This is a genomic window from Lysinibacillus fusiformis, assembly GCF_016925635.1.
Taxonomy (GTDB): Bacteria; Bacillota; Bacilli; order Bacillales_A; family Planococcaceae; genus Lysinibacillus; species Lysinibacillus fusiformis_F.
Window position 1 is genome coordinate 3,856,019 of the sequence record NZ_CP070490.1, and the last position, 23,746, is coordinate 3,879,764.

Consider the following 23,746-nt stretch of genomic DNA (forward strand, 5'->3'; position numbering starts at 1 on the left):
TATACTGTATCATAGAATGATTGCTTTTTGTGTTAGAGAAAGAAGGATATTATGGAATACTTGTTGTTTTTACTAATTGGCATCATAGGGAATGTCATTGGCACGTTAGTTGGGGGCGGTGGTTTAATTACCTTGCCAACGATGATGCTTATGGGTGTACCCGTCCATTCGGCTATTGGCGCGAATAAAGTGTCCAATATGGTAAGTGCTTTTTCAAGCTTTTATACGATTTATCAACGTAAGGAATTAGCCTGGACCGAAATGCGTTCGGTGTTACTTGTCTCTTTGATTGGTGGTACATTGGGGGGACTTTTCGCTTCATTCATGAGCAGTCAAACATTGACGTTCATTGCGATTATTTTACTTGGCTTTGCGCTTGTCATGTCCTTTATGGGTGGGGCTGATTTTGGCGACAAGGAACGCTTTACGATGAATCGAAAAAACGGTCCTATCCTTCTTGGGGTAGGCTTTTATGACGGCATGTTTGGCCCTGGCAGTAGTACATTGGCGCTTTATACATATGCACATGAGAAGATTTCCTATATTAAAGCAGTTGGGCTATCACGGGTAGGGGTATTTGCAATGTGCTCAGGAGCAGCGATTACCTATATTGCTACAGGGAAAATCGAATGGCCATTAACGCTTATTTTAATGATTGGCTCGACGATTGGTGCACAAATTGGGCTCGTGCTCGCGAGAAAAGTGAAAGCAAATCAGGTAAAGCTTTTACTGCGTATTGTAACGATTGTGCTGATCATACAGCTTGTTTATGATTTCATCCATCAGCTTTAGGAGGTGATTGTCCTGTTTGAAATTTCACCCTATCCAACCTTTTCGTGGTCGCTCTCGCGTCATAAAACATTGACAAGCTGCGCCCGCAAATATGGCTTTGAATATTACTTTTCACATAACGGATGGCTCAGCTACAATGTGGAGCCCTATCATCAACAGGTGTATCGCTTAAAAAAGCTACAATCAATGCCTATTTTATTTGGGCAAATTGTCCATCGATACATTGAGCAGGCCATTAATGATTATCTACAAACAGGTAAAGCTCCTACTGTAGAGGAGTTGATTCAATTGGCACGCGGGCAGCTTAATGCAGCCTTTATCGACTCCACTCGTCGTCTTGAATTTTGGAGACAAAAACCGAATAAATACTATATGATGCAGGAAATTTATTATCAAGGCACACTTTCTCCTGAGCTTGTGCAAGACTATAAAGAACGTTTACGACTTGTTTTTAGCCATTTTTTGATGAGCGAAACATTCCAGCAAATCACCTCACAAAAAGGCTCTCTCCGTATAGGGGAACCAGAGCAATTCCGCTCCATGAAAGTGGATGATGTCCAGGTATTCGTTGTTATGGACTTTCATTATTATGATGAACTGAGGGATAAATGGGTTATTGTTGACTGGAAAACGGGCGGGGAGTCTGATGATGACCGTCAGCAATTAGCGCTCTACGCTTACTATGTTCAGCAGAAATACCGTGTGTCTCTGGCGCAAATCGAGGTATATAATGAATATTTATTAACAGGAAAACGCAAGAAATATAGTTTTACTGACTTCGATATGGAGAATATTTTGTATACATTTCAGCGCAGTGTTTTAGAAATGAAAAAGTATCAGGCAGATATTTTCTCCAACGAGCCCGTAGACATCGAGGACTTTGAACAAACACAGGAAAAATGGCATTGTCGAGGCTGTAATTTTAGGGAGTTATGCGCGCCAATGTGAGTGAGAAAAAGAAGCGATTGCTAAAATAGCCACTCGCTTCTTTTTAAGTGATTTTAGATAAATGAGCTTTGTGCTTTTTTAATAAAATAAAGAAAAATTAATTGCACAAGCGCAACTATTAGAAACATGAGGCCCAAAATAACGAATGAGATCAATTTACTTTCAGGTGTTTGTGCAATCCCAGCACCATCAACATTCATTGCCCCAATAAATACGGCAATGCCAGAAAAGATCAATAACCATACAATATTTACAGCCCACCAAATTATTTTCATACCCAACATAAACATCCTCTTTCTTCTTGTAGTTCCCTCTTATTGCTTTATTATATCAATTTACCTTAATTTTGGAAATTTTCTACAGCCTTCAGACGGATTGACGATAAAATTGATGTTTTTCACAGGCTTCATTCCTTCTTCAGGGGATATATGGTAAATTTGGTATGTACATATTTTTGTATGTCACCTAGCCATTTTCTAGAAAGGAGGCAGCATATGGTTAACAATAAAAAGGCGTTTATCGGGTCAATCGTTATTTTGGGTATATGTATGTGTCTATTTTTTCCGTATCCCTACAATGAAGCGATGATTGCACATACTACATTCATGTCAATTCCCATCGAAACACAGGATGGATACGTGTTACTTGGCATTTTTTGCTCGATTTTATTTATAATCGCCATGATTATACTACTTAGGAGCATAAACAAATATCTTTTTCGAACATTTGTCATCGTAGTATTACTCTATTCATTTTTACCCCATTTGCTCATTATGGCATATCAAGAAACCTTTGCTAGTGGCATTATGGCCATTTCATATAAAGGAGACGGTAACTGTCATTTTGATATGGTGGGAAAAGACTTAATGAATGGGGAATGCACCCTTGTATTACATAATCGAAGCAATGAAGCAGTGTCCTTTGATTTACAATTTATCGATACGAATTTTTTTAAAGATGATGAGCGTATGACTTCGCTTATGAATATTGCAGGGCCATATCATGTGACAATCGAGGCCAATCGTGAAAAATCTATTCATCTAAAGGAATTACTCGATGTAACAAATGTCCCTAATCATATATATAGTGGGGGCTCCTCCAAGGTACATGTTCAATTAAGGGACGGAGACAATGAAAGAACCTTATAGATAGGCGATGAGGGGAAAACATTTTGCGTCTCCTACATCGTTTCAATTTTGGATTTGCTTTTATGGGAGACTAGTATTAAATTATAATAAGCTATGAATTGATTTTGAGAGAGGAGGCAAAAAGTCATGGAAACGATTTTCAGAAGAACGGCCATTGAGGTAAAGACATTTTTACAATTAGATGATTTATGCTCAAAGGGACCAGTCTGTGGTTTTTTAAGAAAACAGCATATTGAGATTAGTAACCGGAAGCTTTTTGCCTTTGTCAGTCATGTGTGAAAAATGACTTTTTAACGATACAAAGTAATTTCTAGACGCCGGTTTTATGGCGTCTTTTTTGTTGTGATTCAACTGAGAGAGGGTGAGCTAATTGCTAAAAAAACTAAGGCAATTAAGGAATGTTGCAGTGTTCCTAGCGCTTCTAATTTAGAAAAAACAATTAGAAGCGAGGAATTATACGATGAAAAAACAACCAATTTTTACTTCATCATTTCTTTTTCTATTTATAAGTAATTTTTTTATTTTTATAGGATTTGAAATGCTACTGCCTATTTTACCAGCCTATTTATTAAGCATAAACGCCAATCCAATGCAAGTAGGCTTGGTGACGACGGTATTTACACTAGGCGCCATTACGATAAGACCTTTTATAGGATACTATTTAATTGATCATAAGCGAAAAAAACTAGCCATTGTTGCAAGTATCATGTTACTAATCATTACAATGCTGTATCCATTGCTTAATACGATTTGGATTTTCCTGTTGTTGCGACTTTTCCATGGAACGGCGTGGGGGGTATCGACGACAGCCAATAGTACAATGGCTGTAGATAGCATTCCTAAAGCGCGATTAGGAGAGGGAATGGGCTATTTCTCGGTGTCAACAACAGTCGGAGCGATTGTTGCACCAAGTCTCGGGATCCTTATTTATAGTTCCTTTTCTTTTCATACTTTGATTTGGTCATCTGCCTTACTCAGTTTATTTGCGATCCTAATGCTTTCATTAGTGCATTCAACGGCACCTACTCAAAATGACAAGCAGCCATTTCGATTTATGGAAGCGTTATTTGAAAAAGAGGTAAGGTTTCAGGCATTATTGACAGTCGTGACGACGCTTGGTTTTGGCGCCATCATTACATTCTTAGTTCTTTTTGGTGAACAAAAGGGATTAGCACATATTTTTCTATTCTTTCTGATCAATGCAATTGTTTCCACTTTAATACGTCCATTTACAGGGAAATGGTTTGATCAGCATGGACCGTGGTCGATCATCATTGTGTCAGCCATCTTCGGTTTCCTATCATTAATCATGTTGTCCTATACGACAAATAATCTCACACTAATTATCGCAGCGATTTTATTCGGTGCAGGCTATGGCACCGTAATGCCGTGCTTACAAACTTGGGCTGTTCAAAAAGTAAGCGAAGCCAAAAGTGGTGCAGCCAATGCCACTTTCCTTTCCAGTTTTGACGTTGGGGTCGGTTTGAGCGCATTCATCTTAGGGATGTTAGCTGAATGGATGAGTATAGAAATGATTTTCCGACTTGTTAGCCTAAGCTTTCTTCTTGTCGCCCTGTTAGTTTACCGAGATTATATTGTTAATAAGAAAACAAACCATTAATCCAGTAAGAAGGACCAGTCTCTGTTAATTGCCCTTTAAAGAAGGACCTTAATTTTACACGTCTTATTTAAAGGGGATTTTTATATGAACAACATCATTAGACTTCTTCACTCAGTACAACCAAAAAAATACCATCAATAGCACTTAGATAGGATTGCGTGATAACAAATAGTTGGAAAATTCAATCCAAATTATTTAGGTTTGAGGTATGATAGGGAGTAGGCAAGCTTTGGAGGATTTTAAATGGGAAATGAACAATTATTAAAGCATGTTAGAACCTTATTGGAGATGTATGAAGAAGGAGATCTTGGTGGGGAAGTAATGCCTGAAGATGCATTAAAGGGTGTTGTAGAAGATGCAGATTTACTTCATGTGCTAACGCTAGCAATGGCTTTGAATTATCAACGAAATTCTTATGCGTTGTGGGAATCTGTTGTCAAGGCTTATCAAGATGAAAAAACAGCATGGATTTTTCAGCCTGAAATCGTCTCAAATTGTGATATTCATGATTTACGCGAGGCATTATTGCTTCATCGTGTTGCTTTACAACCTAATCGACATCCTGAGATTTGGCAACGAGTAGCGAAAGGTATTGTAAATTCCTCTGCAAATGGAGATGTACAGGGGCTGATAGCATCTACTCACTTTGATATTGCTATCTTAAAAGAGCTGATGCAACATACTCGCAAAGCGGAATTCCCCTATTTATCTGGACCTAAAATTTTCAATTACTGGCTATATGTTTTGGAGAGCTACGCATCTATTAAGTGGCGTTCTCGGGAGCTTATAACAATCGCTCCAGATACACATATAATGAAAGCAACTGTTAAATTGGGGTTATGTATGGAAGAGGTGTTAGATGGGGGAGCAAATGATCGTAAAGTTGTAGCGAATGCCTGGGAGCAAGCACTCAAAGGCACAGGAATAGCCCCAATCGATATTCATACGCCATTATGGTTGTGGTCTCGAGCTGGATTCCCCTCGCTCCAAGAGAAAAAGCAAAGGGTTTAGCCGTGCAGCTTTTAAAACCTAAAGAGCATGTTTTGATTATATGTTTTCAAAACATGCTCTTACTTATTGTGGCCGTATTTAGTAAAGATTAAAAACTATTTCTCCCAAAGCTCTATCAGTCGACCTTCTGGATCTTTAATCCAAATAAACTTTCCGAATTCGCTACTCTCTAGAGGCTTTGCAAGGGGAACAGCAAGATGTTCAAGATGCTTTATCATCTCGTTTAAATCATGTACTTGGAAATTCAACATTACTTGTTGTTCTATGGGAAAATAACTGTCCTGTTCAGTGAAGAAAGAAAAGATCGTTTCATTGCCTTCTTGGGGTTTCATGATTGTCCCATTCCAATCGTCTATTTCCAACATCAAGACTTCGCTGTACCATTTTTTTATAGCATCTAGATTCTTTGTTCGCCAAAAAATGCCGCCAAAACCTTTTATCATCGTCTCGAACTCCTGTCTATTTAAAGTTTCCTCATCTTTACCAATATAGCATGACAAGTTGGGCATAAGAAAGAGACCATGCCAATTTGAATGGTCTCTACCTATTATTCGGTAACCGTCTCTGCAAATGTTTTACGGCCAGGGCTTACTTTATTAATATGAATATCGATTTTACTAATGGAGTCTTTGCTTAATGGAATTTTACCATCCTTCTCTAATTTTTTCCACGTTTTTACATTACCACGATAAAGATATTCGGATAGGCGGAAGACATCTGCATCCAGCTTTAGCCCTTCCTCAAAGGTAGTCATGATTTCTTCTCTGACTGCTTTTTCTACTTTTTTTCTTACCTGATTAGGTGTGAGCTTCCCTTTAAATCCATTTAAAATCGTATCGAATTTTAAATAGACCTCAAATGTTACATCATTCCCTTTGACAATTGGTTTGACTTTAACATCTAGCTTTTTAATATCAACGGTTAAGTAATCACTTTTTTCATTATTTTCTAATTCAACGGTGATTTCACCTTGCTTTGTTTCATCATTCATCCACTCGATTCCACGAGCCGTTTTGCCTTTAATATAGCCTTTAAAACTATCCTTTGACAGAATACCAACACCAGCAAAAACGGTTTCTGTTTTGGATCCATCTGTTGTTTCCCAGTTTTCGTTGACGGTTACGTAAGGAATTTTCATTTCGTGGTTTGGCTCATTTAAGCCAATGACTAGCTGTCTTAAATTGACAGGCTCTACAAATGACTCCTGCTTAGCTGTATTTTTAGGATTACTTAATTTGGCTGCAGTTGGTGATTTCTCTAACAATGGAGAAACTAATAAAACATCCTTAATAGGATCTTGGGTACAGTAAACCCAAATATGATATCTGGTCTCGCGAAAGCGTAAAAAAGTATCAATAACCGCAATAGCACGCTCATCTTTCATAGCACTCTCGGAGAAGAGAAGAAAGGTCATATGTCCCCAAAATACTTCTTGGTCCATTGAACGATACAATTTGTAAATGGCTTCTTCTATTGTTTTTCCCTTCGCTTGGCCAATTTCGGTAGGTGCCGCTTCTGGATTAGCGGATTCTGTTTTCGCTACATTAGCAAAGTTGATAATTTGTAAGTATGCTGTATATTCATTATCCTTATAGTCAACCCCTACACCTTGTACGTAATACATTCGTTGTGGCTCTGTGACATCCCAACAGCCTGACATCAGTAGTGTAGTCGTAAGCATGACAATAATAATCGCAATCTTTTTTTGGCTCATATGTCTCCCTACTTTTTAAAGTTCGTGTATATTAGTTTGTACAAGAACGCAAGGTATTATAAGTAGAGACCATTTAGTATGTAGAAAAGTGCTGCTCTTGTCAAAAATGACTTGGAGACAGCACTAGTGGTTTTAGTGGAAATATTTTTGGACGCGTTGAACGACCTCGTTTGCCGAAAGTCCATCCGCATCAATGACAGGACCTGCCATGACTGGATCACTAATTCCCATAACATCGCGGTCCTGACCTGTAATGATACAAGCATCACATTTTTTTGCATCCTCTTCATTACGAAGCTGGATGACTTCATAGCCTTGTGCCTTTAAAGCATCCTCAATATTTGATAATGATTGTTCAACACCAATAATTCTAGACATTCCTTGTCCACCTCCTACAAATAATGTGCCATTTCAGGTAGCTCATTATTCATATTATTTTTTTAGAGGAGATGGATAATTTTTAGAGATCTGTCCGTAATAGTGGTTGTGTACTACATCTAAAAGAACCGCCAAAGCTTCGAGAGATTGTAAAATCAACATATTCTACTGTGATACCTCTCTGTGCTAGTTGCTCGCCGATCCATGTAAATTCTTTATCTGTAATATAGACTTCTTCATTAATTGGTAAACCGTTAGTAGCAAGTCTTGCGGCATCCTCTAGAGAAACGTGAATTTTATCCCAATCCTGTAGCTGTTCGGGAATGCCGTCTACGAGCGCTTCCTCACAAACAATCATCAGACCCTCTCTAACCAAGCTTAGCGCACAGTCGAGATGGAGAATGGTTGGATGAAGCGGCACTTCGACCACCTTATAATCAACGTTACTTGCCAGATTACGCAGCCATTGCACTCCGTTTTTATTGGAGGCTAATCCTGAATTTCCGACGAAAATCGTTTTATCTAACACTAACACATCGCCACCCTCTAAAAATGGGCCAGCCTCAGAATCCAGACCATCTGCCATATCAGGCTTTGGAATGGAGACATAGAAACATTGATTTTCGTTTGCTTCCTGTGCTAAAAGATTGCGCACTGGCAAAACTTCGTTGCGTCTATGTGGGAATCGAAGGGAACCCTCGATTAAGAAATGGCCGATGGTGAAAAAGGGATCGCGAACGAAGAAATTGCTATAGCCATCTTCTTTTCCTGTCTCTTTTTCATAGTCTGTTAAACATCTTGGTACTTGTACTTCTACATCGTATTTTTCTAATACCTTCTTTAAATTGGCTCTTTCCAATTCCCATTGCTGCTGTCTTTCTGGAAAGACGTCTTTGAAATTTTTACCGAGTGTATCTGTGTTTGCATAAAGTGCCAATGTTTCTTCTGTTAAAAATGCATCATCTGTTAGATCATCCTTCGCTGGAAAAGCAAATTCCGATTGCGCCATGACAACTCGTTTTAAAGGAGCAAACTCACTTTTTACAAAAATATTCGTCATCGTACTTCCTCCTGTTGTATGATTTAGAAAAAATAGTGAAAACTTTTCCTTCGATGTTCCTTATCGTAAGGTATATAGTTACTATATAGTCAAGAATGGGTTGTAAGGTGGTGAAAAGATGGGCATTGCAGAAGTGTTGACCATTTTCTTTGTCGTATTAAAGCTAACAGATGTCATTACATGGTCGTGGTGGCTGGTATTATTACCAGCGATTCTTTCCTTTAGTCTGTATGCCATGATTGGGCTGGTGAAGCTCGGGCTGGTATTGATTGCTGTGGTAGCAGTGAAAAGGAGGCGGGTTGATAAAATCGATTGAAAAATGAAGTGTATGATTTCCTACATAAAAATCAGGAGAGGATCGAGCAAATTCGAATCCCTCCTGATTAGTTTAAGAAACTTTGAACAAATAAAAATAAATCAGCATTGTCCGCAAGAATGTATTGCTTCATATTTTTAGGATGCACGTTAATACCGATGATATTTCTGTCATAATCCACTTGGATTGTATACGATTCTTCTGCATTGGCAGAATTGAAAATCATATAAGCATCCGTATTAAATGCGGGTATATTCGGTATGAATTTCTTTTTCATCACTAGATTATCTAGTATCGAGATCAGTTGCTCTGTTTCCTCAGCGTCCAGATAATACGATTTTTCTCTCGTATCTGAAATCAAAACAAGTTGGATATTAGCTGTATTTCATTCAGGTACAGCATCATGAAAGGAAATGAGCGGTTTGCGAAAAAACACGAGCAGCAAAATGATCACTAGTAATCCGAACGACCAGATCCATCTTTTGTTTCGCATAGTCATCTCCTCCTAGCTCTTCAACCAAATTTTGGAGATTGAAAAAGGTGAGGTTAGTCCAACTAGGTCCAACCTCATCACTTTATTATTTGCTTAATTCATAGGTTTTCACAGCTGGAGGAACAAAGCTTTCGCATTTATCTAATAGGGCTGCTGCGTCCTCATCGACAATAAGTGCCTCACGATATTGGGCTTTTAAAAATTGTTCATTTTGCATATGGTCAAAGAATGAAATTAATAAATCAAAATAGCGTTCCATATTGAAAATAGCACAGGGTTTTTGAAGCAGACCGATTTGATTCCACGTAAATACTTCAAAAAATTCCTCTAATGTTCCAGGTCCACCAGGAAGGGCGATAAAGCCATCTGCTAATTCCATCATTTTACTTTTACGTTCATGCATTGTGTTCACAACAATTAGTTCTGTCAGCTGTTGATGCGCAATTTCACGTTCTTCTAATAATGTCGGAATCACCCCAATGACCTTGCCGCCTTCTTCTAGCACTGTATTCGCTACTGTTGCCATGATGCCTACAGAAGCACCACCATAGATAAGGGTAATTTGTCTTTTGGCTAATTCTTTTCCTAGTAAAATGGCTCCTTGACGATAAGCGTCAGAAGCGCCTAGACTGGATCCGCAAAATACGGCAATACTTTTCATAGTTGATTTCCTCCATATCTGATCAAATTCTTTTATAGTATAATTTATTTTGAAGAGGAAGGAAATGGAGGAAACAGAATTGCAACTAAATGAATTTCAACGCTGGGTAAAGGATTATTATGAAGCACGTGGCTGGTCAGAGCTCAATATTTTTACACGTATTGGCTTTTTGGCAGAAGAAACAGGTGAGGTAGCGAGGGCGATTCGAGCAATCGAGATTGGTAGAGATCGACCAGATGAAAAAACACAGTCCTTTGAGGAAAATAAACAGGAGCTGATTGAAGAGCTAGGGGATGTCCTAGGGAATCTTATAGTCATTGCCAATCAATATGATATTCCACTAGAAGAGATATTTGCGGCTCATCAAGACAAGCTTATAAAACGCTACCAGGAGTAGGAGGAGCAAAATGGAATATCAAGTAGAGGTTCTACGTGAACAGCATGAGGATTTTACGAATTTTTTAAGCGAAAAAATTCGTGCCTACAATAATGAGCATTCCTCTTATCATCGTGAAAGTAGACAGAAGGGGGCGGTTCGTCCTTTACAGTTGATCGTCACAGATCAACAGCAGCAATGGATAGGTGGTCTAACGGCTGAGATCTACTGGGGATGGGTGGAAATACATAAATTTTGGTTTAGTGAAGAATATCGTGGAAAGGGTATTGGCAAAAAGCTCTTAGCACAAGCAGAATTGGTAGCGAAGGACATGGGGGCAACCAAAGCCTTGCTGACAACCTACGCGTTTCAAGCGCGTACATTTTACGAGGCACATGGCTATCAAGTAGTGGGAGAAATTAAAGATTACCCTCCAGGCAGTAGCTACTATACGATGGTGAAAGTGTTAGCTTAAGAATTGGCTGTCTATGGAGATAGACAGCCTGTTTTAATTGACATCGCCCAAATAAATAGCTGTTTGTTGTCCTTGAATAAATTGTTGTAGTGGTTGGATAAGGGCTTTAGGGTAAAGTCTATAAGTATGAAGCTTTTCAATGGGAATCCATTGTGTTCCGACTTGATGACTATCTGGATTTGTTGGTTGGCTGGTTTGCTCCTGTACCTGACATAGGAAATAATATTCTACTTGATGTACATCTGCGTCAAAGGCGGCATGCTCATGATTTTGTCCGATGTATTCTCGGATAAATTGTAGCTCTCCAATCTGAACGGAGGAGCCAATTTCTTCAAGGCATTCTCTTTGTAGCGTTTTGTGGAAGGTCTCTCCATGCTCCTGTCCGCCACCTGGGCAAAGATAAAAGTAGCCCTCGTCATCTTGATTTTTTGTTAACAATAGCTTCCCATCCGTGATGATAATTGCTTTGACAGAATTTCTAATCATCGACTTCTCCTTTTAATTGTTATTTTTTGTGATCATGACTAAAACGCTTCATGAATGTCTACCTTAGTAAAAAGGGGAGATGAAGCGTGTATTCAATGTCCAATTTTAAATTACTTGTAGACAAACAGACTGAAATTGATACCATTTATCAGAATTGTAATGATTTAATTCAATCCAATGTTACACCGAAACTAGATGCAGAGGTGGAGCAGTTTTTAAAGCTAGTTGAACAGCATTTGACACAACAAGGCTTTACGATTACGAATACCTCAACGGGGTTAATCGCCAATTATCAAGAGGCTGTCATTAATGTAGATAAACATTCAAAGCATTTGGAAGAATGCTTTTTTATCAATTTAAATAGTTATGCTGAGGATCAAGTCTCTATTGTACTCGATATCTCACCGACGATGCTACCGAAAATTTCAAATCAGCTTGATGGCTATACAGATATTATCGAGCAAATGACGGATAAGCTAAAGCAGGCAAAAAGTCTGGAGAAAGCTTGTACGAATCCCAAATTTCTTTATAAAACGCAAAGCAATAAAGTTTTCCATTCCGCTCAGGAAGTTTTGGATTATTATTTTCAAGGATAGGAGAAGAACCTGGGACAAAACTAGCTGATATTCAAGAAAAGAGAAAACTTGATTCTAAGGACTGATTTCAACAGTATAGACAAATAAAAAATGCATCTTCGATTGAATAGGGGTTTAGAAACCTAAATTTCAATTGGGATGAGTTTTTTCTAAGAATATAAGAGTGAGTTATCCATATGAAAAAAATGAAAGCCATTGAGACAGGTTTTAAATGAATTAATTGATACCTTTTGCGGAATATAAATACGAAAAGGATGATGATTCAATTACAATCACCATCTTTTTTAGTGTATAAAATAACTAAAACATACTTAATCGGTAAATGAAATCATTCTTTAATCCGTTTCAAAGGGCTTTTCTTTATACTTGGAAACATCATAACGCCCAATTACTTGATAATTACTAGACGTTTCATCGTCAGCCTTGAATTTATTGAAATCAGCTACATCCAGTGCATCTGTCATCATCTTCAATAAATATTGTGGTTCCGAAGCTTCTTCTACTGCGGCAAGAACTAGTGCATTTCGTAAATATCCTGCATGCTGTGAGAGCAATTGAGCATTGAAGTCTAGACTATTTGCTTCAGCAAAAAGCTTCATGAAAATCGATACTGTTCGTGTATTTCCTTCTCGGAAAGGATGAACACGCCAAAGCTTTGTCATAAATGAAGAAAAGTCCTCTACTAGGCGAGGATTAGAATACTTCCATTGCTTAGATTTAGACCAACTGAAAATAGTTTTTAAATCAGATACAATGTGATCTTTATCACTATAAGCAACAGATAATCCATTTAAAACATGTTCATTTTTATAAATATTGACTGTGCGGAATTCTCCAGCCCATGAATATAGCTCATGAAAAAGGAAGTGATGAATCTTTTGGAGACTTTCATATTTTTGAAAGTCAATCTCATACGTGATAGAAGAAATATCTATAATCCCAGCGATTAACAGTTGTGCTTCAACGTCAATCAATTGTTGTCCATCTCGAATATTTAATTTGTTGATTAAGACGTTTGTATTAGGATAAATATATGGGTCCATAAACTACTGTGAAGCCCTTGTATATTTTTCAACAATCGCTTGTTTCAATTGGCTGGATGATACTTGACCATTTTCATATTGGTTTAAGAGGTTTTGTGTAAATGCGCTCGGTTTTCCACCGTCAATGGCAGCCATACCCACTGCGAATTGCACTTGCTTTTTACGTTCCAAGGATGAATTTTCTTTCATAAATAACACCCCTCATTTTAATGGTATATCTATTATATCAGTTTTATGCATCAGGAGATAGTTAGACCACTACACGATTCCTACTGACATAGTTCAATCTTTGTCATTAGCATTTACAGTTTGAGTGGAAAAATTTGGAGCTAGGCAAGTCTATAATCAGAGTGGGTGAAATTTTACGAAGAGTAAAATTTCACCCACTTTTTCTATTCGGAGAAGAGGTTTTGTTCTAAGTCTTTCATCAATCTAAAAGCCATAGGATTGGAAGCCCGCTTTCTTCCATTATCGAATAAACTTTCTCCCAAAAAGCCACATCATGAAGGATAGACCTAAGAAATAAAGTGGCATTGTTAGTAAAGAACCGTTGTGTAGCAAGCTCATACCAGATGTGATGGCGCTGACGAGTAAGTAATAGCCGAGACTAAAGATAGCGCCTGCTGTACCAATGACATCCTGAAAGTCTACTAATGCTAGACTTAGACAGTTCGGAAGTGCAATGCCTGAGCCTAACAGCATGATAAAAACAGTAATCATCATACCGATGGCCATCAAGTTCGTATGCAATGGCAGCGTACAGACGATGGTCAAAAGTAAAGTGCCACCAAGTATCACTAAACAACCAACATGAATGATTTTTTGTGGTGGCTGGATGATGACGAGCCGTTTTGAAATCATGGCCCCTATAATGGAAGCAAGGGCAACAATGATACCAAGAAAGCCATACAGACCTGGTGACAGCTGAAAATGCTCGATGAAAATAAAGGGTGCTTCGGCATAGTAGCTAAAAAGGATACCATTGATGCCTCCAATTAGCAATCCATAGACAAGCACGATGGGTGAAGCAAAAATGCGTTTGACGACAGGCCAAATCGCCGTTCTTTGTCTTGTTGCAGGATCGGTTGTTTCTGGAAGTCTGCAATAAGCATAAATAAACAACAAGAGACTCATGATGACAAGGACAAAAAACACAGCTCGAAAGCCAAACGCTTGATCCACCCAACCACCAATCAACGGCCCTACCGCTGGGGTAAAGGCAATGACGGCTGAAATTTGAGCAAACATGGCATGGCGTTGATTCCCCGTCATGCTTTCACGCAAAATGGTCTGCGTAATAATGGAGCCAGTTGCGGCACCGAACGCTTGGATCAACCGACTAGCTAGCAGAAAAGGGATTGTCTCTGCGTAAAAACAGAGTAGGCTACCTATTCCATAAAAAATTAAACCGGCTAGCATGGCAGGTCGACGGCCAATAAAATCAGAAATCCATCCCCAGCAGAAAACGCCGAATGCAAAGCCAATAAAATAGATGCTCAAGGTTAATTGGACTGAGCTAAAGTTTACATCAAGTGCAGCTGCGATATCCGGTAGAGATGGTGTGTATATCGTTTCACTAATTTGTGGAAAAGCCACAAGAACGATCATTAATAATAAAGATGGTACTGCCTGTTTTTTCAACATATTGCCCTCCTACAAGCAAAATTCTACTTTGTCAGTTACAAGTAGATTGCGTAGCTAGGGAAACGGCGGGACCATTATAAGAATACGTTCATAAGAAGTCATGTTGAAATCACCTTTATATGCTTGAAGTAGGAGTGCATAGTCTAGTAGCTATTATAGGCTATTTTACAATATTTATATAGTAATAATTGCTAAACCTATCAATTATTAAGAGAAATTGCTTGTACATAGAAGGTGAATTTTATAAAATAGAACAAATGTTCTTTTTTAATTTGAATGATAGAGGGTGAACCTAATTGAATTTTGAGCTAACATTATTTACTTCTACCGATATTCAGGGATTAATTGAGCTATCAGCTTCAGTTGGATGGGATTACGATGCCCATGAAATAGAAACGATCATGGCAGCAGGTCGAATAGTTGGACATAAAAATATGGAAGGAAAAATTGTTTCTAGTGCAGCCATTATTCTCTATGATACAAATGTAGCTTCCATTGGCATGGTGATTGTGCATGAACAATGTAGAGGTTTTGGCTTAGGTAGAATTGTTACACAAGCCTGTATCGATAGTGTTTCAGATGACACAGCCATTATGCTCGTAGCTACGAAAGAAGGAGAACCATTATATCAAAAAATGGGCTTCACGACTGTGGAACATGTACATAAATATTTGGCGAACAAATTTGTAGAGACGACAAGGGAAGCAAATTGTTTTGGCACCATCAATGAATTGCAAGAACAGGATTTTGAACAGCTTGTTAAACTTGATGCAGCAGCCTTTGGGGATAGTAGAAGCGTCTTTTTGCGTAAAAGAATTCAGCAGTCACAGCGCTGTGTTGTCGTGAAAAATCAACACAACCAAATGATTGGCTATGGCTTAACAATCGCAGGGCCAATTTATCTTCTTTTAGGACCAATCGTAGCGCCAGATAAGGAAATAGCGCATTATATTATCAATGAATTGGCTAAGGGCTACCAGGGGAAATTACGTATCGATTGTCCGTCTGTCCACAAGGAGCTGAGTCCAATTTTACAACAAAGTGGTTTTACGCTGGCTGCCACACCGCCTGTCATGATCCGCAATGCCAAAAGAATGCCTACTCGAAATCAAACATTATTTGCTCTAGCAGCACAAGCTTTCGGCTAAGCAAACGTGCGAGCCTACTTTTATGTTGTCAAAAAAGGATTTTGAAGGAAGAGTAGAGAATGTTATGGATGGTAGAGGAGGGGAACAGGATGTTTCCAGTATTAGAAACAGCAAGACTTAGGTTAAGAGAACTCACAGAGGAGGATGTTCCTGCGATTTTTCGTTGTTTTTCCAATGAGGCTTTAACACGCTATTATGGGCAGGAACCCTTTGTCGACACACAGCAGGCCAAACAATTAATTAAGCAATTTGCCAAAACCTTTGAAGAAAAGCGTGGGATTCGTTGGGGAATCGAACGAAAAGATTCGAATGAAGTGATTGGTACAGTTGGCTTTCATTTATGGTCGGCTGCACATCAGCGAGCAGAAATTGGCTATGAAATTCATCCCGATTACTGGCGACTAGGTTTTACAAAAGAAGCTGTGCAGAAAGTGATTGCCTATGGTTTTGAGAATATGAAGTTAAATCGTATCGGAGCCGTAGTTTTTTTAGAAAATGAGTCATCCACTCAGCTATTGATTAAACTTGGATTCCAACAGGAAGGCATATTGAGGGACTATATGTATCAAAAGGGACAAGCACATGATACATTTATCTATTCTTTATTAAAAAAAGATGAATAACGTAGCTTTAGCGCTTTTATAGAATAATAATTTACTTGGAAATGGATAATAAATAATAATTTAGATGGAGTTTTGAGGTTACTTTTTTCGGTTATAGTTCTTATATGAACAACAATTCATAAGTTCGTGCAAAAAAGTAACAGATGAGGGGCTGGGTGTTATGGAGCAATACAGCACAGCTTATTTTCAAAAGCTAGATTTACTGTCAAGCTTATACGCGGGACAGGCTGCTCTAAAGGGTTCCATTCCAACAGAGAAGGTCAAGCGAATGGAGCGCTATCAACAAATTGAAGCGGCGATTACAAAACTAAATAACGAAATTAGAATCATTGAACGGACCATATTAAAGTCCTCCCATTCTACTAGAAATGGTTAATAGTAGCTCAACCCATGCAGAGATATGCATGGGTTTTTATATTGATTAGTAAAACTAAAAGCTTCCTTTACACTAAAAATAGATAGGAGGATACGTTAGCAACACAGAGCTATCCTTCAATTTCCGCGATCTATCCGCTACTTTAGGATTGCTATCCGCCATTTTGCTTGATTTATCCGCTTTCAAAGGGCTATCCTTCAATTTCCACGATCTATCCGCTACATTCAAAGTGCTATCCGCTACTTTAGGATTGCTATCCACCACATAGCTTGATCTATCCGCTTTCAAAGGGCTATCCTTCAATTTACGTAATCTATCCGCTACTTTAGGAGTCTTATCCACCACATAGCTTGATTTATCCACTTTCACAAGGCTATCCCTCAATCTCCACGATCTATCCGCTACATTCAAAGTGCTATCCGCTACTTTAGGATTGCTATCCACCACATAGCTTGATTTATCCGCTATCACAAGGCTATCCTTCAATCTCCACGATCTATCCGCTACTTTCAAAGGGCTATCCGCTACTTTAGGATTGCAATCCACCATTTTGCTTGATTTATCCACTTTCACAGGGCTATCCTTCAATGTCCGCGATCTATCCGCTACATTCAAAGGGCTATCCGCAACTTTAGGATTGCTATCCACCACATAGCTTGATTTATCCGCTTTCACAAGGCTATCCCTCAATCTCCACGATCTATACGCTACTTTAGAATTTCTATCCACCTCATTCTATCCGCTTCCATCCTTTTTCCACAAAAAAACCCCTCATAGCATCACTATAAGGGTCTACATACCATTCATTATTGAGCAAGTGCTAGTAAAAATTGATCTCGGTCTGCTTCTTCCTGCATTTTACTATCGACAAGCATTGCACCTGATTGGACACTTGTGATGTCGTTGTCTACAAGAAATTGTACATTGATCTTGGCTACTTCATTGTTAACCGTACAATCGCCCTCGAACTCTACTACATCCTGTCCCTTTTGTGTTTCAAAATAAACCCAATATGGATTTTCGCAGGCAGAGGCAAAGGCACTCTCTAATGTTTTTGTACTATTTTCATAGGAATAGTTTTTTACATATGTAATGTATTCGTTGTCCGTAATATCCTTTTGTGGGCCATAAAAGTACCAAAATACCCCTAAGATACCGATTGGCACAATCCACAATATATTTCTTTTGCTTAATTTCCCCATGCCTTACATCCCCCTTTATGTGAATATTTTAACATCTTCTTTTGCATTTTTGCTAGCTTACGATAATATTTTCTATAGAAGGCCGTGATTCTGTTCATAGCGTGAGCTTTGAATTCAGGTGGCAGTTATGATAACGTTAGTTGATAGATTTGTTCGAAGTCGCCATATTGCTTGGTGAAGGAGGTTTTTACATGCATAAAAAAAGACGTGGTTTGCTGTTAGTTCTTGTGCTGATGTTAATGGGTTTGGTCTTTTTTCTCGGCATGAAAATGAGGCCAGTCACACAACCGACTAGAAATCCTGAGACAACGCCCGTTCAAGAGGATGCGTCCGAACAGGAAAGTGGTTCAGAAAATATGGAGGCCCTCATACAGGACATTGCTCAATTCGCGCAAGAAGGAAAAATACCAGATGTGCCATTTGCAGTAGGAGATACTGAACAACAAACGGTTCATGAGCAATGGGGAGAACCTCAGCAAGTCACTGAATCAGCCAATGGACAATATGAAGATTATGAGAATGTGACGATTGGTTATCGAGGTTCACAGGCCTTCGATATTCGTTCATCGAAAGAGAATATTAAAAGCATTCGTTTAGCAGATATTAAAAATAAATTGGGTGAACCTGATGAAGTTCGTTACTATCAGGATCCGACGACCAATCAAATTATTCTTGTCTACCAAGTCAATGCCAGCTATCAATTAAAGTGGATCTTACCGAAACCGACTGACAGCGATGCCAATCCTGCGGTTCATCATATTTCGGTTTATAGGGAACTTAAACCACAAGCACCAGATACGGTGGAACAGATGACATTGGACGAGAAAATCGGTCAAATAATGTTTGCAGGTGTGTCAGGTACGACGCTCCAGCAGGAGGCAACAAGCCTCATTCAAAAGGCTAAAGTAGGTGGTTTGATTCTTTATGGCAATAATCTTGAAACACCCCAGCAAACGGTCACATTGATGAATGACTTAATGGCTGCCAATGCGAATAATCAGCTACCACTTTTCCTTGGCATTGACCAAGAGGGTGGCAAAGTAGTCAGATTACCAGGTGCATTAAAAAATTTCCCAACGAACAAAAAAATTGGGGACATTAACCAATCTAAGTTTTCATTTGAAATAGGTCAATTATTAGGGGAGCAATTAAAGGCATTTGGCTTCAATTTGGACTTTGCGCCTGTATTAGATGTCAATAGCAATCCGAATAATCCGATTATCGGAGATCGCTCGTTTTCCAATGATCCTGCTATCGTCAGCAAATTAGGCATTCAGACAATGAAGGGTCTGGAGTCTGAGCAGGTTATTCCTGTCGTCAAGCATTTCCCTGGGCATGGTGACACGTCAGTGGATTCCCATTTCGAATTGCCAAAGGTGGCAAAAAGCTTGAACGACTTGAATCGGCTAGAGCTTGTCCCATTTAAAGACGCCATTAACAATGGTGCAGATGTCGTTATGGTCGCTCATATTTTATTGCCAAAGATCGATCCACAGTATCCTTCCTCGATGTCGAAGGAAATTATTACGGGTATGCTAAGAAAGCAACTAGGCTTTGATGGTGTTATCATGACAGATGATATGACGATGAAAGCTATCACAAATCATTATGCGATCGGGCAAGCAGCTGTCGATTCGATCAAGGCTGGTAGTGATATTATTTTAATTGCCCATGAGTATGCCAATATTACAGCAGCTATAGAAGCGGTGAAAGCAGCTGTCAGCAATGGGGAAATAACAGAGGAGCGCATAAATGATAGCGTCCGCAGAATAATAAAACTAAAAGAAAAATATCAGCTTGTCAATCAACCCGTGACAGCGGTCGATATCAACAAGCTTAATACAGACATCGCAAAAGTATTGAATACGTATATGAAATAAAGGCGAAAAGGGACATACAGCAAGTGATGTATGTTCCTTTTTGTGAATGATGGATAAGGGTGAGAACGTGGATAAGGAATTCAAATTAGCTAGTCAATTATTAACGCTGCTAGATTCTGAACAAAGATGGTTTACCTTAGCAGAGGTTGAAAAAAGTTTACATATTTCAGATAAGACCATACGTAAGCTCGTTGAGGAGATTAATCAGCAATTACCAGCAGCGATGACTATTGAAGTATCTAGAGGGAAGGGGATTTTTCTACAACGTGATGGGCGAAGTACAACCGTTAGTGAAGTGCTTTCTAGCATGCTCAGGCAAACCATCTTCTATCGACTAATGCATGTATTGTTTGTAAATAGGAAACAATTGTCAATGGAGGAGCTGGCAGAAGCCATGTTTATGAGCACCTCCTCGTTGAAGAAGCTGATCATGCAACTAAATAATCATGATTTGAAGCCGTATAAGCTACGCATCACATACTCGACGCCAGCCGTAAAGGGAAATGAATTGAATATCCGCTACTTTTATTGGAAATTATATGGTGATGCCTATGAGTTTACAGGATGGCCATTTACCAATAGTGACTTTGATTTTATTAATCAATACATCACGCATATAGAGCATGAGCAAAGCATTGTTTATTTTATCAATTCCAAAAGGAAATTATCCTTTTTAGTGGCCATTGTCTTGGAAAGAGTAAGAAAGGGCAACTATGTCAAAATTACGGAGGGTGATTACGCTTGGGAAAGTGGGCTGTTTTATTTGCCAGTAAAAGACTTTGCACAGGCACTGGAAGAAAAATTTTCGATTGAATTACCAAAGAGTGAACGGTTTTTTATGCAATCTCTATTTAGTCTAAGCCAATATCATTATTATGAAGGGTCAGACATGACGCCAATGAAGGAAATCGAATTATATAAGAATAAAGAGATTGATCAAATGGCGCAGCAGCTGTTCACCTTATTAGCAAAGGCTTACCCTAATCTAGATATGAATGAGCGGTTTAGCTTGGAGGTTTATGAGTTCCTGGACAAGCTTTTCATCGATAATGCCATCCCTGAATGGCTGATGATTTCACAAAGTAATTTAACAAACTATGTTCAAATTGAATGTCAGCAAATTTACCAAGATATGCAGACCTGTATGCAAACGTGGCAAAATGCGTACCCTTCTGTCCTGTATAATGACTTTCATTTAACCAAGCTTACCTTGCTTGTTCGTTCAGGGCTACGTTATAAAAGTAAACGAGCCTTCTTGGTCATTGGTGAGGAGTTTTCAATCCGCCATTATATAGCTAATTTGATCAAAAATGAAATTGGGGACCAGTTGATTATTAATACCTCTATTATGAAGGGGCTAACGGATGAAATGGTGCAGCAGCATGACATTGATTTTGTTATAAGTAATTTTCCAGTTGCTTTAACGACAGTGCCGGTTGTTATTATATCCACGATTCCCTCCAAAAGAGATTTAGATAATATTCGTCAAGAATTGCTTCGGTAATTTGGTCAATTATTTCCCGTACACTACGTAACAATCTGGTCTAGTTTGTTATGATCATTAAATCTTATACTCATAGTAGTTTCTGAACGGATTTCTTGTAGAAGAAATCGGTTTGGAAATGGCTATGGGTATTTTTTTATTGGTAAATGAAAACGGTTACCTAATGAATTTGAGATAAATAACAAGTTTTTGGAGGAATGAAAATGAGTAGACATTTAGGAGCAAAAAAGGGAGAAATAGCTGAGCGTGCCTTATTACCTGGAGACCCTTTACGTGCAAGATTTGTAGCAGAGCATTTTTTGGAGAATGTCTATTGCTATAACGAAGTAAGAGGAATGTATGGTTACACAGGAACGTTCAAAGGCGTGCCGATTTCAGTGCAGGGGACGGGCATGGGCAATCCATCGATGAGTATATACGGTACTGAATTGGTCAACGATTATGGCGTGAAAAAATTGATTCGTATTGGCACATGTGGCGCGATGCAAAAGGACATTCAAATCCGCGATATCATTTTAGCCCAAGCCGTGTCTTCAGACAGCAATTTGACGGAGAAAATTTTCTACGGCAATAATTACGCACCAATTGCGGATTTTTCTTTATTAATGAAAGCGTTTCAACTAGCGCAAGGGAAAAAGGGAAATGTCTTTGTTGGCAACATTTATAATTCAGATGAATTTTATCGTGAAACATTAGACAGGCTTCATAAGTTTATGGAATTCGGTGTGCTAGGGGTAGAAATGGAAAGCACAGCCCTCTATACGTTAGCCGCAAAATATGGGGTAAAGGCATTATCTATTTTGACGGTAGGTAGTCAATTATTAACAAATGAAAGCTTAACGCACGAGGAAAGTGAAAAGTCCTTTTTTGATATGGTGGACATTGCTCTACACACAATTATCGAGGAGTAAGGGATGGGAAGAGAAAACATTTGAAAACATTGTTCGTAACGGAGGGGACAACATGCATTATATCATTTCGATAGTAGGTCTACTACTCGTGCTATTTTTAGCATGGCTTGCAAGCAATAATAAGAAAAAGATTAAATACCGCCCAATCATTGTGATGATTGTTATCCAGCTTGTTTTAGGGTTTCTTCTACTGAAAACAGGTATCGGGGAATTTTTAATTAAAGGTTTTGCTGATAGCTTTGCAAAACTACTTGAATATGCCAACGAGGGTACGAATTTTGTATTTGGTGGAATGGCGAATGAGGGTGCACATACATTTTTCCTGTATGTTTTAATGCCAATCGTTTTTATGTCAGCCATCATCGGCATATTACAACATTATAAAATCCTGCCGTTTATCATCAAGTATATTGGTTTAGTATTAAGTAAAATCAATGGGATGGGTAAACTAGAATCCTATAATGCGGTTGCAGCGGCAATAGTGGGGCAAAATGAAGTATTTATTTCAGTGAAAAACCAAATTGGCTTTTTACCAAAGCATCGACTCTATACCTTATGTGCTTCTGCGATGTCAACGGTATCTATGTCCATTGTGGGCTCCTATATGACGATGCTAGAGCCTAAGTATGTAGTGGCTGCCTTAATATTAAACTTGTTTGGTGGTTTTATCGTAGCCTCGATCATTAATCCGTATGAAGTGAAAGCGGAGGAAGATATAATTGAAGTGCAGGAAGGCGAAAAGCAAACATTTTTTGAAATGCTAGGCGAATACATTATGGATGGCTTTAAAGTAGCCATCATTGTCGGGGTTATGTTAGTAGGCTTTGTTGGGTTAATTGCCCTCATTAATGGTGTGTTTAATGGCATTTTCGGCATCTCGTTCCAAGGTTTCCTAGGGTATGTCTTTGCCCCAATTGCCTTTGTCATGGGTGTACCTTGGCATGAAGCTGTGAATGCTGGTAGTATTATGGCGACAAAGCTTGTTGCAAATGAATTCGTTGCCATGCTGGACTTCGTTAAAATCCAAGATAGCTTCAGTGAGCGTACAGCAGCCATTGTCTCTGTTTTCCTCATATCCTTTGCTAACTTTGGCTCGATTGGTACCATTGTAGGTGCAGTAAAAGGGTTAAATGAAAAGCAAGGCAATGTGGTAGCACGCTTTGGATTAAAACTGCTATACGGTGCCTCCCTTGTAAGTGTTCTATCAGCGATTATTATTGGGATTGTGTTTTAAATAGAAACGATACGTGATTAAAAAAAGAAAGAGACTACCATATTATTTCGGTAGCCTCTTTTATTTTATGGAAAGTAAGTAGCTTACGATTTTTGGAGAACGGTAT

General features: G+C 38.7%; 30 protein-coding genes. 17 read left to right on the forward strand and 13 right to left on the reverse strand.

The features are described from left to right. Window positions 1–51: 51 nt before the first annotated feature. Both JTI58_RS18730 and JTI58_RS18735 read left to right on the forward strand, forming a co-directional pair. The gene (locus tag JTI58_RS18730) at window positions 52–792 is read left to right on the forward strand and encodes a sulfite exporter TauE/SafE family protein (RefSeq protein ID WP_205442910.1); all 741 of its coding nucleotides are present in this window, start codon (window positions 52–54) and stop codon (window positions 790–792) included. Between the two features lie 12 nt (window positions 793–804). Then, entirely contained in the window at window positions 805–1,740 is a 936-nt protein-coding gene (locus tag JTI58_RS18735) for a PD-(D/E)XK nuclease family protein (protein ID WP_205447414.1), read from the forward strand. A gap of 53 nt (window positions 1,741–1,793) precedes the next feature. On the opposite strand, the gene JTI58_RS18740 is transcribed toward JTI58_RS18735, so the two are convergent. Beyond that, complete coding sequence (locus JTI58_RS18740; protein ID WP_243456124.1) at window positions 1,794–2,024, reverse strand: DUF3923 family protein; 231 nt, start codon at window positions 2,022–2,024, stop codon at window positions 1,794–1,796. 210 nt (window positions 2,025–2,234) lie between these two features. On the opposite strand from JTI58_RS18740, the gene JTI58_RS18745 reads away from it, so the two are divergent. From JTI58_RS18745 to JTI58_RS18760, 4 genes are all read left to right on the forward strand, one after another. After that, window positions 2,235–2,888, forward strand: coding sequence for a hypothetical protein (locus JTI58_RS18745; RefSeq protein WP_205442911.1), 654 nt, complete (start codon window positions 2,235–2,237; stop codon window positions 2,886–2,888). 126 nt (window positions 2,889–3,014) lie between these two features. Next, the gene (locus tag JTI58_RS18750) at window positions 3,015–3,167 is read left to right on the forward strand and encodes a hypothetical protein (protein WP_205442913.1); all 153 of its coding nucleotides are present in this window, start codon (window positions 3,015–3,017) and stop codon (window positions 3,165–3,167) included. Between the two features lie 181 nt (window positions 3,168–3,348). Beyond that, window positions 3,349–4,509, forward strand: coding sequence for an MFS transporter (locus tag JTI58_RS18755; RefSeq protein ID WP_205442914.1), 1,161 nt, complete (start codon window positions 3,349–3,351; stop codon window positions 4,507–4,509). A 243-nt stretch (window positions 4,510–4,752) separates the two neighbouring features. Next, a complete protein-coding gene (locus JTI58_RS18760; protein WP_205442915.1) occupies window positions 4,753–5,520 on the forward strand; it encodes a hypothetical protein in 768 nt (255 codons plus the stop codon). Between the two features lie 95 nt (window positions 5,521–5,615). Here the strand turns inward: JTI58_RS18760 and JTI58_RS18765 are convergent, their stop codons facing one another. The 4 genes from JTI58_RS18765 to JTI58_RS18780 all read right to left on the reverse strand — a co-directional run bounded on the left by JTI58_RS18765 (window position 5,616) and on the right by JTI58_RS18780 (window position 8,672). Further along, a complete protein-coding gene (locus JTI58_RS18765; protein ID WP_205442917.1) occupies window positions 5,616–5,963 on the reverse strand; it encodes a VOC family protein in 348 nt (115 codons plus the stop codon). A 104-nt stretch (window positions 5,964–6,067) separates the two neighbouring features. Further along, window positions 6,068–7,234, reverse strand: a complete 1,167-nt coding sequence (locus tag JTI58_RS18770; RefSeq protein WP_205442922.1) for a Ger(x)C family spore germination protein — start codon at window positions 7,232–7,234, stop codon at window positions 6,068–6,070. Window positions 7,235–7,366: 132 nt separating this feature from the next. After that, a complete protein-coding gene (locus JTI58_RS18775; protein ID WP_205442923.1) occupies window positions 7,367–7,612 on the reverse strand; it encodes a YkuS family protein in 246 nt (81 codons plus the stop codon). Between the two features lie 82 nt (window positions 7,613–7,694). Beyond that, the gene (locus tag JTI58_RS18780; RefSeq protein ID WP_205442924.1) at window positions 7,695–8,672 is read right to left on the reverse strand and encodes a dimethylarginine dimethylaminohydrolase family protein; all 978 of its coding nucleotides are present in this window, start codon (window positions 8,670–8,672) and stop codon (window positions 7,695–7,697) included. A gap of 118 nt (window positions 8,673–8,790) precedes the next feature. On the opposite strand from JTI58_RS18780, the gene JTI58_RS18785 reads away from it, so the two are divergent. Further along, window positions 8,791–8,988, forward strand: a complete 198-nt coding sequence (locus JTI58_RS18785; RefSeq protein ID WP_205442926.1) for a transmembrane Fragile-X-F protein — start codon at window positions 8,791–8,793, stop codon at window positions 8,986–8,988. A gap of 67 nt (window positions 8,989–9,055) precedes the next feature. Here JTI58_RS18785 and JTI58_RS18790 read toward each other — a convergent pair whose 3' ends face one another. Together JTI58_RS18790 and JTI58_RS18795 are read right to left on the reverse strand one after the other, a co-directional pair. Beyond that, complete coding sequence (locus tag JTI58_RS18790; protein ID WP_205442928.1) at window positions 9,056–9,349, reverse strand: hypothetical protein; 294 nt, start codon at window positions 9,347–9,349, stop codon at window positions 9,056–9,058. 217 nt (window positions 9,350–9,566) lie between these two features. Next, a complete protein-coding gene (locus JTI58_RS18795) occupies window positions 9,567–10,142 on the reverse strand; it encodes an LOG family protein (protein WP_205442932.1) in 576 nt (191 codons plus the stop codon). A 79-nt stretch (window positions 10,143–10,221) separates the two neighbouring features. On the opposite strand from JTI58_RS18795, the gene JTI58_RS18800 reads away from it, so the two are divergent. Continuing rightward, complete coding sequence (locus tag JTI58_RS18800; RefSeq protein ID WP_205447417.1) at window positions 10,222–10,539, forward strand: MazG nucleotide pyrophosphohydrolase domain-containing protein; 318 nt, start codon at window positions 10,222–10,224, stop codon at window positions 10,537–10,539. A 10-nt stretch (window positions 10,540–10,549) separates the two neighbouring features. Continuing rightward, the gene (locus JTI58_RS18805; RefSeq protein ID WP_205442933.1) at window positions 10,550–10,993 is read left to right on the forward strand and encodes a GNAT family N-acetyltransferase; all 444 of its coding nucleotides are present in this window, start codon (window positions 10,550–10,552) and stop codon (window positions 10,991–10,993) included. Between the two features lie 33 nt (window positions 10,994–11,026). On the opposite strand, the gene JTI58_RS18810 is transcribed toward JTI58_RS18805, so the two are convergent. Beyond that, the gene (locus tag JTI58_RS18810) at window positions 11,027–11,479 is read right to left on the reverse strand and encodes an NUDIX domain-containing protein (protein ID WP_205442934.1); all 453 of its coding nucleotides are present in this window, start codon (window positions 11,477–11,479) and stop codon (window positions 11,027–11,029) included. Between the two features lie 95 nt (window positions 11,480–11,574). On the opposite strand from JTI58_RS18810, the gene JTI58_RS18815 reads away from it, so the two are divergent. After that, the gene (locus tag JTI58_RS18815; protein WP_243456428.1) at window positions 11,575–12,075 is read left to right on the forward strand and encodes a hypothetical protein; all 501 of its coding nucleotides are present in this window, start codon (window positions 11,575–11,577) and stop codon (window positions 12,073–12,075) included. A gap of 335 nt (window positions 12,076–12,410) precedes the next feature. Here JTI58_RS18815 and JTI58_RS18820 read toward each other — a convergent pair whose 3' ends face one another. The 3 genes from JTI58_RS18820 to JTI58_RS18830 all read right to left on the reverse strand — a co-directional run bounded on the left by JTI58_RS18820 (window position 12,411) and on the right by JTI58_RS18830 (window position 14,759). Beyond that, window positions 12,411–13,118 (reverse strand): Fic/DOC family protein, encoded by a 708-nt coding sequence (locus tag JTI58_RS18820; RefSeq protein ID WP_205442936.1) that lies wholly within the window; start codon window positions 13,116–13,118, stop codon window positions 12,411–12,413. A 3-nt stretch (window positions 13,119–13,121) separates the two neighbouring features. Continuing rightward, window positions 13,122–13,307: an antitoxin VbhA family protein gene (locus tag JTI58_RS18825; RefSeq protein WP_048390572.1), complete on the reverse strand. Its 186-nt coding sequence runs from the start codon at window positions 13,305–13,307 to the stop codon at window positions 13,122–13,124. Between the two features lie 279 nt (window positions 13,308–13,586). Beyond that, a complete protein-coding gene (locus JTI58_RS18830; protein ID WP_205447419.1) occupies window positions 13,587–14,759 on the reverse strand; it encodes a multidrug effflux MFS transporter in 1,173 nt (390 codons plus the stop codon). Window positions 14,760–15,058: 299 nt separating this feature from the next. Here JTI58_RS18830 and JTI58_RS18835 point away from each other — a divergent pair, with 299 nt between their 5' ends. The 3 genes from JTI58_RS18835 (at window position 15,059) to JTI58_RS18845 (ending at window position 16,909) form a co-directional block, all read left to right on the forward strand. Next, complete coding sequence (locus JTI58_RS18835) at window positions 15,059–15,910, forward strand: GNAT family N-acetyltransferase (RefSeq protein ID WP_205442939.1); 852 nt, start codon at window positions 15,059–15,061, stop codon at window positions 15,908–15,910. An 89-nt stretch (window positions 15,911–15,999) separates the two neighbouring features. Beyond that, window positions 16,000–16,533 (forward strand): GNAT family N-acetyltransferase, encoded by a 534-nt coding sequence (locus JTI58_RS18840; protein ID WP_205442940.1) that lies wholly within the window; start codon window positions 16,000–16,002, stop codon window positions 16,531–16,533. A 160-nt stretch (window positions 16,534–16,693) separates the two neighbouring features. After that, a complete protein-coding gene (locus JTI58_RS18845) occupies window positions 16,694–16,909 on the forward strand; it encodes a hypothetical protein (protein WP_205442941.1) in 216 nt (71 codons plus the stop codon). A gap of 72 nt (window positions 16,910–16,981) precedes the next feature. Here JTI58_RS18845 and JTI58_RS18850 read toward each other — a convergent pair whose 3' ends face one another. Both JTI58_RS18850 and JTI58_RS18855 read right to left on the reverse strand, forming a co-directional pair. Continuing rightward, window positions 16,982–17,584 carry a hypothetical protein gene (locus JTI58_RS18850; RefSeq protein WP_205442942.1) on the reverse strand — a complete coding sequence of 201 codons (603 nt, stop codon included), beginning with the start codon at window positions 17,582–17,584 and terminating at the stop codon, window positions 16,982–16,984. A gap of 131 nt (window positions 17,585–17,715) precedes the next feature. Further along, window positions 17,716–18,111, reverse strand: a complete 396-nt coding sequence (locus tag JTI58_RS18855) for a glucosamine 6-phosphate synthetase (protein WP_205442943.1) — start codon at window positions 18,109–18,111, stop codon at window positions 17,716–17,718. A 191-nt stretch (window positions 18,112–18,302) separates the two neighbouring features. Here JTI58_RS18855 and nagZ point away from each other — a divergent pair, with 191 nt between their 5' ends. The 4 genes from nagZ to JTI58_RS18875 all read left to right on the forward strand — a co-directional run bounded on the left by nagZ (window position 18,303) and on the right by JTI58_RS18875 (window position 23,640). Next, a complete protein-coding gene (gene nagZ / locus JTI58_RS18860; RefSeq protein ID WP_205442944.1) occupies window positions 18,303–19,991 on the forward strand; it encodes a beta-N-acetylhexosaminidase in 1,689 nt (562 codons plus the stop codon). Between the two features lie 67 nt (window positions 19,992–20,058). Then, entirely contained in the window at window positions 20,059–21,495 is a 1,437-nt protein-coding gene (locus tag JTI58_RS18865) for an AcpB/EbpR/MafR family transcriptional regulator (RefSeq protein ID WP_243456126.1), read from the forward strand. A 203-nt stretch (window positions 21,496–21,698) separates the two neighbouring features. Next, the gene (gene deoD, locus JTI58_RS18870) at window positions 21,699–22,406 is read left to right on the forward strand and encodes a purine-nucleoside phosphorylase (protein WP_205442948.1); all 708 of its coding nucleotides are present in this window, start codon (window positions 21,699–21,701) and stop codon (window positions 22,404–22,406) included. A 52-nt stretch (window positions 22,407–22,458) separates the two neighbouring features. Then, the gene (locus JTI58_RS18875; protein ID WP_205442950.1) at window positions 22,459–23,640 is read left to right on the forward strand and encodes a NupC/NupG family nucleoside CNT transporter; all 1,182 of its coding nucleotides are present in this window, start codon (window positions 22,459–22,461) and stop codon (window positions 23,638–23,640) included. The last annotated feature ends 106 nt before the right edge of the window (window positions 23,641–23,746 follow it).

Excerpts from the sequence above, each read along its gene's own strand:
- JTI58_RS18730 (WP_205442910.1), top strand. The coding sequence starts at position 52 with ATGGAATACTTGTTGTTTTTACTAATTGGCATCATAGGGAATGTCATT.
- JTI58_RS18740 (WP_243456124.1), bottom strand. The coding sequence starts at position 2,024 with ATGTTGGGTATGAAAATAATTTGGTGGGCTGTAAATATTGTATGGTTA.
- JTI58_RS18745 (WP_205442911.1), top strand. The coding sequence starts at position 2,235 with ATGGTTAACAATAAAAAGGCGTTTATCGGGTCAATCGTTATTTTGGGT.
- JTI58_RS18750 (WP_205442913.1), top strand. The coding sequence starts at position 3,015 with ATGGAAACGATTTTCAGAAGAACGGCCATTGAGGTAAAGACATTTTTA.
- JTI58_RS18755 (WP_205442914.1), top strand. The coding sequence starts at position 3,349 with ATGAAAAAACAACCAATTTTTACTTCATCATTTCTTTTTCTATTTATA.
- JTI58_RS18760 (WP_205442915.1), top strand. The coding sequence starts at position 4,753 with ATGGGAAATGAACAATTATTAAAGCATGTTAGAACCTTATTGGAGATG.
- JTI58_RS18765 (WP_205442917.1), bottom strand. The coding sequence starts at position 5,963 with ATGATAAAAGGTTTTGGCGGCATTTTTTGGCGAACAAAGAATCTAGAT.
- JTI58_RS18770 (WP_205442922.1), bottom strand. The coding sequence starts at position 7,234 with ATGAGCCAAAAAAAGATTGCGATTATTATTGTCATGCTTACGACTACA.
- JTI58_RS18775 (WP_205442923.1), bottom strand. The coding sequence starts at position 7,612 with ATGTCTAGAATTATTGGTGTTGAACAATCATTATCAAATATTGAGGAT.
- JTI58_RS18780 (WP_205442924.1), bottom strand. The coding sequence starts at position 8,672 with ATGACGAATATTTTTGTAAAAAGTGAGTTTGCTCCTTTAAAACGAGTT.
- JTI58_RS18785 (WP_205442926.1), top strand. The coding sequence starts at position 8,791 with ATGGGCATTGCAGAAGTGTTGACCATTTTCTTTGTCGTATTAAAGCTA.
- JTI58_RS18795 (WP_205442932.1), bottom strand. The coding sequence starts at position 10,142 with ATGAAAAGTATTGCCGTATTTTGCGGATCCAGTCTAGGCGCTTCTGAC.
- JTI58_RS18805 (WP_205442933.1), top strand. The coding sequence starts at position 10,550 with ATGGAATATCAAGTAGAGGTTCTACGTGAACAGCATGAGGATTTTACG.
- JTI58_RS18810 (WP_205442934.1), bottom strand. The coding sequence starts at position 11,479 with ATGATTAGAAATTCTGTCAAAGCAATTATCATCACGGATGGGAAGCTA.
- JTI58_RS18815 (WP_243456428.1), top strand. The coding sequence starts at position 11,575 with ATGTCCAATTTTAAATTACTTGTAGACAAACAGACTGAAATTGATACC.
- JTI58_RS18820 (WP_205442936.1), bottom strand. The coding sequence starts at position 13,118 with ATGGACCCATATATTTATCCTAATACAAACGTCTTAATCAACAAATTA.
- JTI58_RS18825 (WP_048390572.1), bottom strand. The coding sequence starts at position 13,307 with ATGAAAGAAAATTCATCCTTGGAACGTAAAAAGCAAGTGCAATTCGCA.
- JTI58_RS18840 (WP_205442940.1), top strand. The coding sequence starts at position 16,000 with ATGTTTCCAGTATTAGAAACAGCAAGACTTAGGTTAAGAGAACTCACA.
- JTI58_RS18845 (WP_205442941.1), top strand. The coding sequence starts at position 16,694 with ATGGAGCAATACAGCACAGCTTATTTTCAAAAGCTAGATTTACTGTCA.
- JTI58_RS18855 (WP_205442943.1), bottom strand. The coding sequence starts at position 18,111 with ATGGGGAAATTAAGCAAAAGAAATATATTGTGGATTGTGCCAATCGGT.
- nagZ (WP_205442944.1), top strand. The coding sequence starts at position 18,303 with ATGCATAAAAAAAGACGTGGTTTGCTGTTAGTTCTTGTGCTGATGTTA.
- deoD (WP_205442948.1), top strand. The coding sequence starts at position 21,699 with ATGAGTAGACATTTAGGAGCAAAAAAGGGAGAAATAGCTGAGCGTGCC.
- JTI58_RS18875 (WP_205442950.1), top strand. The coding sequence starts at position 22,459 with ATGCATTATATCATTTCGATAGTAGGTCTACTACTCGTGCTATTTTTA.